Below are 12686 nucleotides of genomic sequence, written 5' to 3' on the forward strand. Positions count from 1 at the left end.
GCCGATGATGGCCACCATCAGAAATTTTCGTTGGCGCCCGACGGTTGGGGCAATTTAGCGTTCGCAATTGGCTCGCGTCGATCCAATCCCCCCAACCGGACGGTGCGCTTTATGAATGTGCAAGCTCCCAGTCTCAGAAGGACTCGGACCCGCTGGTCCTCGGCGTCCACCGACGACCAATTCGTCGTGGAGAACCCGGCAACGGGCCAGACGGTCGCCGTCGTCCAGGGGGCCGGGCCCGAAGAGGTGGACCAGGCCGTCCGCCGCGCCCACGCCGCCCACCTGAACTGGAAACAGCGCCCGGCCCGCGAACGCGGCCGCTACCTGCGGCAGGTCGCCGACGTCCTCCGCGCCCACGCCGACGAGATCGCCGCCCTGGAGACCCTGGAGATGGGCAAGCCGATCACCCAGGCGCGCAATTTCGACGTGCAGGCCGCGATCGCGATCTTCGAGTACTTCGGCGGCTTGGTGGAGGCGCTGCCCAGCCAGGCCCGCGACTACGGCCCGGTGCTGGACGTGACCACCCTGGAGCCGTACGGGGTGATCGCATGCATCGTGCCGTTCAACTGGCCGCCCATCCACACCGCCGGGAAGGTCGCGCCGGCACTGGCCGTCGGCAACGCCGTCGTGCTCAAGCCACCGGAGCAGACGCCGTCGGTGGTGTTGCGCATGGTTGAACTGATCCAGTCGGTCCTGCCGGACGGTGTCGTGCAGGCCGTCCCCGGCAAGGGTGAGGTGGGCGCCGCGCTGGCCGGGCACCGGATGGTGGGCAAGGTTTCCTTCACCGGGTCGCCGCGCACGGGCGCGGCGGTGCTGCGGACCGCGGCGGGCAACCTGACCCCGGCGCTGATGGAACTCGGCGGCAAGAACCCGCTGGTGGTCTTCGACGACGCCGACCAGCACGAGGCGCTGCTGGCCGCCGTCGACGGCGGCTTTTTCAACCAGGGCGAGGCCTGCACCGCGGCATCGCGAATCCTGGTGCAGGAGAGCGTGTATGCGGAGTTCGAGGCCAAGTTGTGCGCCGCGGTGAGCCGGCTGAGGGTGGGCGACGGCGCCGACCCCAACACCGACGTCGGGCCGCTGGTCACCCGCAAACAGCAAAAGCAGGTCCTGGACTACCTGCGGATCGGCGTGGCCGAAGGCGCCCGCATCGCGGCCCAGGCGCCGCTGCCCGACGATCCCCGGCTGGCCGACGGCTTCTACGTTCCGCCGACCGTGCTGACCGACGTGACCCCCGCCATGCGGGTCGCCCGCGACGAGATCTTCGGCCCGGTGGTCACCCTGATGCCGTTCACCGACGAGGACGAGGCGGTGCGCATCGCCAACGCCACGCCCTTCGGCCTCGTTGCGGCGGTGTTCACCCGGGACGGCGACCGCGCGCTGCGGGTGAGCCGGCGGATCCGGGCCGGCGCCGTCTTCGTCAACAACTATCACCGCATTGCGATCGGCACCGGGTTCGGCGGGGTCGGCCACAGCGGCTTCGGGCGCGAGCACGCCCGGGAGACGCTGGCCGAGTACGGCTACACCAAGACGATTCGGCTGGCCGCCAATCGCGACGAGCTGTCCTACTGGAGCGCCGCGGCCAGGGTGCTGGCGGGCTGATGCGGACGATAGCCCTCGAAGAGCACTACGCCACAACCGAATTCCTGGCCGGGCCGGGCCGCTGGCTCGCGTCGCGCGCCGGCATCGTCGAACCGATCAGCGATCTCGGCGACGGCCGCATCGCGGCGATGGACGATGCGGGCGTCGACGTGGCGGTGCTGTCGCTGGCCGCACCGGGCGTCGAACAGCTGGAGGGCCCGGAGGCCGTGCGGCTCGCCCGCGAGTGCAACGACGAGCTCGTCGCGGCGTGCGGGCGGTACCCGGATCGGCTGGCCGGCTTCGCCGCGCTGCCCATCAGCGCGCCCGAGGCGGCCGCCGAGGAACTGGAGCGGGTGGTGCGCCAGCACGGCTTCGTCGGCGCCGCGATCAACGGGCACAGCCGGGGGCGCTACCTGGACGACCGGTTCTTCGATCCGGTCCTGTCGCGGGCGGCCGACCTGCGCGTCCCGATCTATTTGCACCCGACCATCCCGCCGCCGGCCGTCATCGAATCGAGCTACGCGGGGTTTTCGACGGAGGTCACGTTCGCGCTCGCCACGGTGGGCTGGGGGTGGCACATCAACACCGCCACGCACGTGCTGCGCCTGATCCTCGGTGGCGTGTTCGACCGCTACCCCGACCTGCAATTGATCATCGGGCACATGGGGGAAGCGACGTCGTTCATGTTGCCGCGGTTCGACGCGACGCTGAAACCGGACCTGACCGGACTGCGTCACCCGGTCAGCACCTATCTGCGGCACAACGTGAACTACACCTTCGCCAACTTCAACGACGAGGCGACCTACGCCAACCTGGTCGCGCACGTCGGCCTTGAGCGAGTGTGCTTTTCGGCCGATTACCCATTCGGGTCGATGCAGGCCGCCCGCGAGTTCCTCGACGGCCTGGCGCTCGCCGACGACGATCGGGCGCTCATCAGCCACGGCAACGCCGAACGGTTGCTGCGCCTGTAGATCCCGGTTTCCTACCGGCGAGCGGGTGCTGCATCCATGGGATAGCCTGAGCTGTCCCGCAGCCACCACGGCAGGAGCTCGATGGCAGAGCCAGACACCGCCGCCACGCGGCTCGCGCGCGAAGACGAGGGCTACCACAAGAGCCTCAAAAACCGCCAGATCCAGATGATCGCCCTGGGCGGCGCCATCGGAACCGGCCTCTTCCTCGGTGCCGGCGGGCGGCTCGCCTCGGCTGGACCGGGGCTGTTTGTGGTCTACGGAGTCTGCGGCATCTTCGTGTTCCTGATCCTGCGCGCGCTCGGCGAGCTGGTGCTGCACCGCCCGTCGACGGGATCGTTCGTGTCGTACTCCCGCGAATTCTTCGGCGAGAAGCTGGCTTTCGTCGCCGGCTGGATGTACGTCCTGAACTGGTCGATGACGGGGATCGTGGACACCACCGCGATCGCGCACTACTGCCACTACTGGAACGCCTTCCACGCCATCCCGCAGTGGACCATCGCGTTGTTCGCGCTGCTGCTGGTGCTCTCGATGAACCTGATCTCGGTCAAGGCCTTCGGTGAGCTGGAGTTCTGGGCCTCGTTGATCAAGGTGCTGGCGCTGGTGACCTTCCTCGTCGTCGGCGCGGTCTTTCTGATCGGGCGCTTCAAGATCGACGGTCACGACACCGGCACGGGGCTGTGGAGCACCCACGGCGGGCTGGTGCCGACCGGTGTGCTGCCGCTGGTGCTCGTCACCTCCGGCGTGGTGTTCGCCTACGCCGCCATCGAACTCGTCGGCATCGCGGCCGGGGAAACCGCCGACCCGGAGAAGGTCATGCCGCGCGCGATCAACTCGGTGGTGTTCCGCATCGCGGTCTTCTACATCGGGTCCACCATCCTGCTGGGCCTGCTGCTGCCCTATACCGCCTATAAGGCCAACGTCAGCCCGTTCGTGACGTTCTTCTCCAAGGCCGGCGTCAGCGGGGCGGGCAGCGTGATGAACGTGGTGGTGCTGACCGCCGCGCTGTCGAGCCTGAACGCGGGCCTTTACTCCACGGGCCGCATCCTGCGGTCGATGGCGATCAACGGCAGCGGCCCGAAGTTCACCGCGCCGATGTCGAAGCGGGGCGTGCCGTACCGCGGGATCTTGCTCACCAGCGCGGTGGGGTTGTTGGGCATCGTGCTCAACGCCGTCAAGCCGAGCCAGGCGTTCGAAATCGTGCTGCACATCGCGGCCATCGGCATCGTGTTCGCCTGGGGGACGATCGTGGCGAGCCAGCTGCAGTTCTACCGGCTGGCAAAGGCCGGGAGGGTGCAACGCCCGAAGTTCCGGATGCCGCTGTCGCCGTACAGCGGCTATCTCACCCTGGCCTTCCTGGCCGGCGTCGTGATCCTGATGTTCTTCGACAAGGTGCAGGGCCCGTACCTGATCGGGGCGACGGTTTTCGGCGTCCCCGCGCTCGTCGGGGGCTGGTTCCTGGTCCGCCATCGGGTCAGCGCCGCCGCCCAAGACGACGTGCCGGCCGCACCGGCTCAGGATTCGTCGATGTCCTGACCGCCGGCGAGGTGACCGCACTCGACGTTCTCCACGTCCGACCTGCCGCCCAGGTAGGCCCCCGCGCCGCGATCCCCCTTCAGCCGCTCCAGCACCGCCGGCCAGTGCCGGCGCGCGATGACCACCGGGTGTCCGGGCCGCCCGCCGAAGTACGCGCGCGCCAGGCCGCTGGGGGACGACGCCGCGCGGGCCAGGACCCGTGCCACCACGGCGGGCCCGACGTCCGGGGTGTCGATGACGTGCAGCACCGCGTAGTCCGCCTGCGTGCGGTCGGCCTCCGCGAGCCCGGCGCGCACCGACGCACTCAGCCCGTCGCTCCAGTCCGGCGCGACGACCGCGGTGACCCCGGGCGGGGCCGTAACGTCCGCCGCCCCCAGGACCAGCACGACGCCGGCGCACCCGCCGCCTTGCAGTGCCCGAATCGCGGCGTCCAGCCAGCCCTCGACCAGCACCTTCGGCTTTCCGTAGCGCCGTCCCGCGCCCGCGGCGAGCAAGACACCGACGGCTATCGACTGTGATAACGCCACTCTCCTATGATGGCATCGTGGTTCTCATCAGGCGACAACCGGATGGAGCGCAATGACTCAGGACGTGCAGGGGGCGACGACCACGACCCCGGCTCCTCGCTACGCCGGCACCCGCGTCCAACGGGTGGAAGACGGGCGGCTGCTGACCGGCCGTGGCGGCTTCGTCGACGACGTCGTGCGGCCCGGCATGCTGCACGCCTGCTTCGTGCGCAGCCCGTTCGCGCGGGCAACGATCAACGGCATCGACGCCTCGGCGGCGCTGGCGCTGCCTGGGGTGCGCGCGGTGTTCACCGCGGCCGACCTCAACCCCGATGTGAAGGAGGCGTGGCACGCCGTCGCGGGCAAGGACGTCCCGGACACCCCGCGCCCGCCGTTGGCCGAGGGCGAGGCGAAGTTTGTCGGTGACCCGGTCGCCCTGATCGTCGCCGAGAGCCGTTACGTCGCCGAGGACGCGCTGGAGCTGGTCGACGTCGACTACGAGCCGCTGCCCGCGATCACCGACTTCACCCGGGCGCAGTCCTCCGAGGTGCTGGTGCACGAGGCCTACCCGAACAACGTCGCGGGCGGGATGGGCGGCGCGCCGCCCGACGAAGAGACGTTCGCGTCGGCGGCATGCGTCGTGAACGAGAACGTCTACCAACAGATTTACGCGCCGGTGCCGATCGAGACCCGGGGGCTGGTCGTCGAGTGGTCCGCGGCCTCCGAGGAGCTCACCCTGTGGGCGTCCACGCAGACCCCGCACGAGCTGCGGGCCTTTTGCGCGCGGTTGTTAGGCATTGCGGCGCAACGGGTTCGGGTCATCATGCGCGACACCGGCGGCGGTTTCGGTCAGAAGGTCGTCCCGATGCGCGAGGACATGTGCATCATGCTGGCCGCCCGCAAGGTGCCCGCGGCGCTCAAGTGGATCGAGGACCGGCGCGAGAATTTGATGTCCGCCGGCCAGGCACGCCACGTCGACGGCACCGGCCGGATGGCATTCGACGACGGCGGCAACATCCTGGCCGCCGACATCGACTTCGTCCAGGACATCGGCGCCTATCCGACGCCCTACCCGGTGCTGACCACGGCGGCCATCGGCATGTTCTTCCCGGGCCCCTACCGGGTTCCCAAGGCCAGCTTCAACTACAAGACGGTCTTCACCAACACCAGCGGCCTGGCCGCCTACCGCGGGCCGTGGCAGTACGAGACGCTGGCGCGCGAAATCCTGCTCGACATCGCCGCGCGCAAGATGAACCTCGACCCGGTCGAGCTGCGCCGTCGCAACCTGTTGCGCCGCGACGAGATGCCGTACTTCAATCCCAACGGCATGCCGTATGACCACGTCGCCCCGAGCGAGACGTTCGAGCAGGCGGTGAAAATCCTTGACCACGAAGGGTTTCGCAAGGAGCAGCGCGAGGCGCTGGCGCAGGGCCGCTATCTGGGCCTGGGATTCTCGGCCTACATCGAGCCGACCGGGGCGGCGACGGGCCACCTGGCCACCGAGGGTTGCACCATGCGGATGGAGCCGACCGGCAAGATCAACGTCTACGTAAACGGCGGCTCGAGCGGAAACAGCCTGGAAACCACCGTGATTCAGCTGACCGCCGACGCGCTGGGCGCCGACATCGACGACGTCGCCACCATCCAGGGCGACACCGCGATCACGCCGTACGGCGCGGGGACGCAGGGCAGCCGCAGCGGCCCGATGACCGCCGGGGCCGTCGCGGAGGCCGGAGCGATCCTGCGCAACAAGCTCGTGGCGCTGGCGGCCCACCACCTGAAGGTGGCCGAAACCGAAGTGGTGCTGGCGCATTCGGCCGCGTCGGTGCGCGACGACCCGTCCAAGCAGGTGAGCTTCGGCGAGCTGGCCTACGTCGCGTATTACTCGCCGCAGGCGCTGCCGCCCGGGATGTCGCCGGAACTGGAGGCCAGCGCCCGCTACGTCGCCAAGGCGCCCATCCTGTGGTCCAACGCCACCCACGCCTGCACCTGCGAGGTGGACGTGGCCACCGGCAAGGTCACGCTGCTGCGCTACATCGTCAGCGAGGACGTCGGGCCGATGATCAACCCGGCGATCGTGGAGGGCCAGATCGCCGGCGGCACGGTGCAGGGCATCGGCGGCGCGCTCATGGAGGACCTCGCCTACGACGACGACGGCAACCCGCTGGCAACGACTTTCGTCGACTACCTGCTGCCGACGGCCACCGAGGTCCCGCCGATCGAATTCGGCCACGTCGAGATCCCCGGGCCCGGGCCCGGCGGCTACAAGGGCGCCGGCGAGGGCGGGGCCATCGGATCGGTGCCCGCGGTGATCAACGCCATCAACGACGCCCTCGCCCCGCTGGGCGTGACGATCACCCGGTTGCCCGCCAGCCCGGCCTCGATCGCGGCGCTGCTGAGCGAGGCGGCCCGATGAAACCCGCCTCGTTCGATTACCACCGCCCCGACACCATCGACGACGCCGTTGCCCTGCTGTCCGAGCTGGGCGACGACGCGAAGATCATCGCCGGCGGCCAGAGCCTGGTTCCCATGCTGGCGATGCGGCTGGCCTACTTCGACCACCTCATCGACATCTCCCGGCTGGGCGAGCTGCGGGGCATCGAACGCAGGGGCCACGAGCTGTGGATCGGCGCGGGCACCACGGAGGCCACGGTGGGCGCCGACGACCAAGTGCGCCAAGCGGTTCCGTTGCTCACCCGGGCCACGCCGTTCGTCGGGCACTTCCAGATCCGCAACCGCGGCACCCTGGGCGGGTCGATCGCCCACGCCGACGCCGCGGGCGAATACCCGGCGGCCGCGCTGGCGCTGGACGCGGTGATGGAGGTGCTGTCGCCGCGCGGGCGGCGGGAGATCGCCGCCGCCGACTTCTTCGCCGGCCTGTGGGAAACCACGATGGAGCCCGACGAGGTGCTGACCGGTGTGAGATTCCCGGTGTGGAACGGCCGGTCGGGCTTCTCGGTGCGCGAATTCGCCCGCCGGCACGGCGATTTCGCGATCGCCGGCGCGCTGGTCGCCGTCCAGCTCGACGACGCCGACCGGGTGTCCCGCTGCGGGATCGGGCTGCTGGGTCTGGGCTCCACGGTCAGGCGCGCGCCGGCGGCCGAGGCCGCGGTCGTCGGGATGCCGGTCGGCGAGCTGGTCGCCGAGGAGATCGGCCGGGCGGCGATGACGGGCCTCGACGATGTCCCGACCGACCTGCAGGGGTCGGCGTCGTACCGCACCCAGGTGGGCGCCACCATGGTCGCGCGCGCGTGGCGCGAGGGCGTTCATGAAGCCATCGACGAAGCACCCGCGGGAGCAGCCAATGCATGAGCAACCGATCCGGTTGTCGGTGAACGGGACTGACCTCACCGACAGCGTCGAACCTCGCATGACGCTGGCGGACTTCCTGCGCGACAAGTGCGGGCTTACCGGCACCCACCTCGGCTGCGAGCACGGGGCGTGCGGCGCCTGCACGGTCCTCGTGGACGGCGATGCGGTCCGGTCGTGCCTGATGTTCGCCGTCCAGGCCGACGGCCTGGAGGTGACGACCGTCGAGGGCATCGCGTCGCCGGACGGCACCCTGTCCCCCGTGCAGTCGGCGCTGCGTGAGTGCCACGGGCTGCAATGCGGCTTCTGCACGCCGGGTTTCGTCACGTCACTGACGGCGTTGCTGCGTGATAACCCGAATCCCACCGACGACGAGATCCGCGAGGGCCTGTCCGGCAACTTCTGCCGCTGCACGGGTTACCAGGGCATCGTCGCGGCCGCGCATCGGGCCGCCGAGCTCGGCTCGGTCACGCACCGATAAACCTGCGCCATCGGCTCTGCATCGATAGGGCCCGCCTTGCAGTAACTTTCGCCGGTTCTTGCGTACTCTGAGCGCTGAATCTGAGAATCTTCGGGAGCGGCGGGTGCAGTTATCGCAGAAAGCGCGGCGGAGTCTGGCCGGGGGCTCGCTGCTGCTGGTCCCCCTGCTGGCCGGTCCCACATTGATTAACGGCTGCACCTCCACCATCGAGGGCAAGCCGGTGGCCGCGCCGGGAGCCGGGCCCGTCGAACCCACCTTCCCCACCCCGCGACCGAGCGTCACGACGCCGGCCCCCAGCGCCACCGCGGCCCCACCGCCGGGCCCGACCGGTCCGGCGGCCCCGACCACGCCTCCGGTGGGCGCCATCCCGCTCCCGCCGGACCACAACGGCTACGTCTTCATCGAGACCAAGTCCGGCGTCACGCGCTGCCAGATCAACAAGGACACCGTCGGCTGCGAGGCGCCGTTCACCAACTCCCCGCTGCAGGACGGCGAGCACGCCAACGGCGTGAGCATCAGCTCCGGCGGCAACGTTCAGTGGGTGCTGGGCAACCTGGGCGCCATCCCGACGGTCACCATCGACTACAAGACCTACGCTGCGCAGGGCTGGACGATCAACGCGACCGAAGAAGGCACCCGCTTCACCAACGACCACACCGGCCACGGCATGTTCGTCAGCGTCGAAAAGGTCAACACGTTCTGAGCGGCTGAAAGCTGTGGTCAGCGGGTCACATGGCCGCGTCGAGGCGGGCGTGGACCTCAAGGACCAGCGAAGTCACCGACTGCGGTCATCTTGTTGCCATCCGAGGCGGTGGCGAAACCGGCTGCGGTGAATGCGCAGTTCAAGATGATCGCTCGGTGCGGAGGACTTTCCATCCACTGGTCGACCGCTACGCTCGGCGTCGCAGCGGGTCCTGTGCCCCAGTACACGATCTCACCGGTGTAGTTGGCGCTGGTGTAGCCCGCCTCCGCGATACGCGCCTGCGGTGAAGAGCCGTCCGAGCCGACATGGCCGCCCACACCGTTCTTCAGCATGTCGTTGGCGTGCCGTTGCGCTGCCGCCGTCAACCGCGGGTCGTCGCGGATCGCCCCGCATGTCTGGCGAATCCGGTTGACGCCGCTGTAGACCGCGGTCCCCGAATCGTCCGCGCGCGCAGCACAATCAGTAGTTGAGCAGAGAGCCGTGATGAAGACAGGGCACATCGAGAAGGCGGCGACGATCTTGATCTTTTTCGCCATGTTGCCTCTGCCCACGCGCTCGATCCTGCTGTTCAGCAAACAAAGGCTACCCGCTTTCGACCATAAAAAATCAGGAAAGATGTGGTTTGTTAAGTGGACACGTCGAGACGACAGTTGCGGCCGTGTCGGGTCCACACACGCCGCCGGAAAGCGGGTGCGCTGCCGACACGTGCGGGCGATGTCACGAGGACATGCCGCTCTGAGCGCCTGAAAGCGCAGGACTGGATTTGGTCAGCGGTGGGTATCCCATCGCCACCCGCGGGTTCCTGACCGCGAGCGGAATTCGGACTGTACGTTGCTGCAGTGGGGTTTGATCAACGGTGATCGAGGGGAGCAATGATGAACTTTTCGGTGTTTCCGCCCGAGCTCAATTCGCTGCTGCTGCTCGATGGACCGGGCCCGGGGCCGATGCTGGAGGCGGCGGCGGCCTGGGACGGAATTCGCAGTGAGCTGAGCGCGGCCGCCAACGCATTCAGCTCCGTCACCTCGGATCTGGCCGGCCAGGCCTGGCAGGGCCCCTCGTCGGCCTCCATGACCAACGCGGCCGCCGGATATGTGGACTGGCTGGGCGGGGCGGCGGCGCAGGCCGAAGAGTCGGCGGCCCAAGCGCGGGCGGCGGCCAGTGCCTACGAGGCCGCGCTCGCGACGATCGTGGATCCGGGATCGATCACGGCCAACCGCGGCCAGCTGGTGTCGCTGGTGATCTCGAACCTGTTCGGACAAAACGCCCCCGCCATCGCGGCCGCCGAGGCCGAATACGAGCGGATGTGGGCGCAGGATGTCGCCGCGATGGGCGGGTATCACGCCAGCGCGTCGGCGACGGTTGCGCAGCTGGGCAACTGGGAACTGGCGCTGGAAAATCTGCCCGGCGAATTCGCCCAAGCCCTCGAGGGCGGCTTCAACAACCTGGCCAACACGGTCGTCGGCACGATCTTCGGCGCGCCGGCCGCGCCGCCCTTCTCGGCAACGCAGACGGGGACTTTCACCGGCGGGCCCTCGCTGATAACCAGATTCGAGGAAGCCGCGCTGTACCCGGTCAAACCGTTCCTGGCCTTCTCCGGACTGCAGAACTACATCGAGTCGCCGAGTTCCCCCCTCCTGCAGCTGTTTACCGGCAACAATCCGCTCCTGGGGATAGGTCTCAGCAACACCCCGCCAAAGTTGTTGCCGTTGTTGCTCGGAGAGTCGGTGCAGCACACCACGTACAACGGGATGCCCGTCGTGCAGATCACGCCGGCTCATCCCAACGGCGACTACGTGGTCGCCATCCACGGCGGCGCGTTCATTTTCGCGCCGTCGATCTTCCACTGGCTCGACTACACCGTGATGGCCTACCAGACCGGCGCGACCATCGAGGTGCCGATCTACCCGTTGCTGCAGCAGGGCGGCACCGCCGGCACGGTGGTGCCCAATATGGCCGGCTTCATCAACTCGCAGATCACCGCGCACGGGGCGCCGCACGTCAGCGTGATCGGTGACTCCGCGGGCGGCAACCTCGCGCTGGCGGCCGAGGAGTACACCCTGACGCAGAACCCGCTTGCCCCCGTGCCGTCGTCGATGGTCCTGCTGTCCCCGTGGCTGGACGTCACGTTCAGCAACCCGAACATCGCGTTCGTCCAGGATCCGCTGCTTCCGGTGGGGCCCGGCCAAGTGATCGGCAGGGAGTGGGCGGCCGGCCTTTCCGTGACCGATCCGAGGGTGAGCCCGCTGTATGCGTCGCCGTCTGTTCTCAGCAAACTTCCACCGACGTACGTCTACTCGGGCAACCTCGATTCACTCTCGCCCGACGTGCTCGTCCTCCAGCAGGAGGCCGCTACGGCGGGCGCCCCCTTCAGCTTCGTGTTGGCCAACGGCCAGATCCACGACTGGATCATCCTCACCGTGGACGGTCCGCAGTACTGGCCGCAGATCGACCAGGAGCTCGGGCTGACCGCCTAGCCCGTCCTGCGGCGCTTGCGCCGACCGGCGAGCAACTCGGACCAGGAGCCCACCTCGGGATGCTGCTTGAGCAACGCCCGTCGCTGGCGCTCGGTCATGCCGCCCCACACGCCGAATTCCATCTGGTTGTCGAGCGCGTCGGCGAGACACTCGGCGACGACCGGGCAGTGCCGGCAAATGGCGGCGGCTTTCCGCTGCGCGGCTCCGCGGACGAAGAGCTCTTCGGGATCGGTGGTGCGACACAGCGCCTTGGACACCCATTCGAGGCGGGCCTCGGGCACCCTGACGACGGAAACGGTGGTTACATCCCTGATGTTGGACACGTCGATCCTTCTGCCGGGTTCCACCCCCGGGCAATGACTATCCCGGGGCGGCCCACCGCTGTCTGTCCGCCGACCGGTCGGAGCGGGGGATGAATCGCGCGTCCCCCGATTGGGGGAAACCGCGGCAACCTCTGTGTGACACTGAGCGGCATGGTCGGCCGGGCAACGACCGAGAAAGTGCGGGTGGTCGTCGGCGACGATCACCCGCTGTTCCGCGATGGGGTGGTGCGCGCGTTGACGTCCAGCGGCGAAGTGGACGTCGTCGCCGAAGCCGACGACGGCATCGCCGCCCTGGCGCTGATCAAGACCCACCTGCCGCACGTCGCCCTGCTCGATTACCGGATGCCCGGAATGGACGGTGCCAAGGTCGCCGCCGCGGTGCGGTCTGATGACCTGCCGACGCGGGTGTTGCTGCTATCGGCGCACGACGAGTCGGAGATCGTCTTTCACGCCCTGGCGGAGGGCGCCGCCGGGTTCCTGCCCAAGGAATCGACGAAAGCCGAGATCGTGCGGGGCGTGCTGGACTGCGCTCAGGGTCGAGACGTCGTCCCGCCGGCCCTTGCCGCCGGCCTCGCGGGCGAGATCCGCCGCCGCGGCGAGGCCCCGGCACCGGCGCTCAGCACCCGCGAGCGCGAGGTGCTGAACCTGATCGCCCAGGGTTACACCATCCCCGCGATCGCCGCGGAACTGTACCTGGCGCCGTCCACGATCAAGACCCACGCGCAACGGCTGTACGAGAAACTCGGCGTCAACGATCGCGCCGCGGCCGTCGCGGCCGCGATGCGGCGCGGGCTGCTCGAATAGC

General features: G+C 69.0%; 12 protein-coding genes. 9 read left to right on the plus strand and 3 right to left on the minus strand.

The annotated features are described in order from the left end of the window. Nucleotides 1–111 precede the first annotated feature (111 nt). The 3 genes from MTAB308_RS13670 to MTAB308_RS13680 all read left to right on the plus strand — a co-directional run bounded on the left by MTAB308_RS13670 (nt 112) and on the right by MTAB308_RS13680 (nt 4085). Nucleotides 112–1602: an aldehyde dehydrogenase family protein gene (locus MTAB308_RS13670; RefSeq protein ID WP_077099897.1), complete on the plus strand. Its 1491-nt coding sequence runs from the start codon at nt 112–114 to the stop codon at nt 1600–1602. Then, on the plus strand, nt 1602–2552 hold the full coding sequence (locus MTAB308_RS13675; protein ID WP_077099898.1) for an amidohydrolase family protein: 951 nt from the start codon (nt 1602–1604) through the stop codon (nt 2550–2552). Before MTAB308_RS13670 ends, MTAB308_RS13675 begins: the two co-directional genes overlap by 1 nt. Before the next feature lie 81 nt (nt 2553–2633). Then, the gene (locus tag MTAB308_RS13680; RefSeq protein ID WP_077099899.1) at nt 2634–4085 is read left to right on the plus strand and encodes an amino acid permease; all 1452 of its coding nucleotides are present in this window, start codon (nt 2634–2636) and stop codon (nt 4083–4085) included. On the opposite strand, the gene MTAB308_RS13685 is transcribed toward MTAB308_RS13680, so the two are convergent. Continuing rightward, nucleotides 4064–4612, minus strand: coding sequence for a nucleotidyltransferase family protein (locus tag MTAB308_RS13685; protein ID WP_077099900.1), 549 nt, complete (start codon nt 4610–4612; stop codon nt 4064–4066). The two genes, MTAB308_RS13680 and MTAB308_RS13685, sit on opposite strands and share 22 nt — an antisense overlap. A gap of 52 nt (nt 4613–4664) precedes the next feature. Here MTAB308_RS13685 and MTAB308_RS13690 point away from each other — a divergent pair, with 52 nt between their 5' ends. The 4 genes from MTAB308_RS13690 to MTAB308_RS13705 all read left to right on the plus strand — a co-directional run bounded on the left by MTAB308_RS13690 (nt 4665) and on the right by MTAB308_RS13705 (nt 9084). Continuing rightward, entirely contained in the window at nt 4665–7007 is a 2343-nt protein-coding gene (locus MTAB308_RS13690) for a xanthine dehydrogenase family protein molybdopterin-binding subunit (protein WP_077099901.1), read from the plus strand. Next, nucleotides 7004–7903, plus strand: a complete 900-nt coding sequence (locus MTAB308_RS13695; protein WP_077099902.1) for an FAD binding domain-containing protein — start codon at nt 7004–7006, stop codon at nt 7901–7903. Before MTAB308_RS13690 ends, MTAB308_RS13695 begins: the two co-directional genes overlap by 4 nt. Then, the gene (locus MTAB308_RS13700; protein WP_077099903.1) at nt 7896–8381 is read left to right on the plus strand and encodes a (2Fe-2S)-binding protein; all 486 of its coding nucleotides are present in this window, start codon (nt 7896–7898) and stop codon (nt 8379–8381) included. Before MTAB308_RS13695 ends, MTAB308_RS13700 begins: the two co-directional genes overlap by 8 nt. 103 nt (nt 8382–8484) lie before the next feature. After that, nucleotides 8485–9084 carry a hypothetical protein gene (locus MTAB308_RS13705; protein ID WP_077099904.1) on the plus strand — a complete coding sequence of 200 codons (600 nt, stop codon included), beginning with the start codon at nt 8485–8487 and terminating at the stop codon, nt 9082–9084. A gap of 56 nt (nt 9085–9140) precedes the next feature. On the opposite strand, the gene MTAB308_RS13710 is transcribed toward MTAB308_RS13705, so the two are convergent. Next, complete coding sequence (locus MTAB308_RS13710) at nt 9141–9620, minus strand: CAP domain-containing protein (protein WP_077099905.1); 480 nt, start codon at nt 9618–9620, stop codon at nt 9141–9143. 339 nt (nt 9621–9959) lie between these two features. Between MTAB308_RS13710 and lipY the strand changes: the two genes are divergently transcribed. Continuing rightward, entirely contained in the window at nt 9960–11558 is a 1599-nt protein-coding gene (gene lipY / locus MTAB308_RS13715) for a triacylglycerol lipase LipY (RefSeq protein WP_173842159.1), read from the plus strand. Here lipY and MTAB308_RS13720 read toward each other — a convergent pair. After that, nucleotides 11555–11881 carry a WhiB family transcriptional regulator gene (locus MTAB308_RS13720; protein ID WP_281253100.1) on the minus strand — a complete coding sequence of 109 codons (327 nt, stop codon included), beginning with the start codon at nt 11879–11881 and terminating at the stop codon, nt 11555–11557. The genes lipY and MTAB308_RS13720 overlap by 4 nt on opposite strands. A 150-nt stretch (nt 11882–12031) precedes the next feature. On the opposite strand from MTAB308_RS13720, the gene MTAB308_RS13725 reads away from it, so the two are divergent. Continuing rightward, nucleotides 12032–12685, plus strand: coding sequence for a response regulator (locus tag MTAB308_RS13725; protein WP_077099906.1), 654 nt, complete (start codon nt 12032–12034; stop codon nt 12683–12685). Nucleotide 12686 lies beyond the last annotated feature (1 nt).

The organism is Mycobacterium terramassiliense (assembly GCF_900157385.1).
GTDB classification, from domain to species: domain Bacteria; phylum Actinomycetota; class Actinomycetes; order Mycobacteriales; family Mycobacteriaceae; genus Mycobacterium; species Mycobacterium terramassiliense.

Excerpts from the sequence above, each read along its gene's own strand:
- MTAB308_RS13670 (WP_077099897.1), top strand. The coding sequence starts at position 112 with ATGAATGTGCAAGCTCCCAGTCTCAGAAGGACTCGGACCCGCTGGTCC.
- MTAB308_RS13675 (WP_077099898.1), top strand. The coding sequence starts at position 1,602 with ATGCGGACGATAGCCCTCGAAGAGCACTACGCCACAACCGAATTCCTG.
- MTAB308_RS13680 (WP_077099899.1), top strand. The coding sequence starts at position 2,634 with ATGGCAGAGCCAGACACCGCCGCCACGCGGCTCGCGCGCGAAGACGAG.
- MTAB308_RS13690 (WP_077099901.1), top strand. The coding sequence starts at position 4,665 with ATGACTCAGGACGTGCAGGGGGCGACGACCACGACCCCGGCTCCTCGC.
- MTAB308_RS13695 (WP_077099902.1), top strand. The coding sequence starts at position 7,004 with ATGAAACCCGCCTCGTTCGATTACCACCGCCCCGACACCATCGACGAC.
- MTAB308_RS13700 (WP_077099903.1), top strand. The coding sequence starts at position 7,896 with ATGCATGAGCAACCGATCCGGTTGTCGGTGAACGGGACTGACCTCACC.
- MTAB308_RS13710 (WP_077099905.1), bottom strand. The coding sequence starts at position 9,620 with ATGGCGAAAAAGATCAAGATCGTCGCCGCCTTCTCGATGTGCCCTGTC.
- lipY (WP_173842159.1), top strand. The coding sequence starts at position 9,960 with ATGAACTTTTCGGTGTTTCCGCCCGAGCTCAATTCGCTGCTGCTGCTC.
- MTAB308_RS13725 (WP_077099906.1), top strand. The coding sequence starts at position 12,032 with ATGGTCGGCCGGGCAACGACCGAGAAAGTGCGGGTGGTCGTCGGCGAC.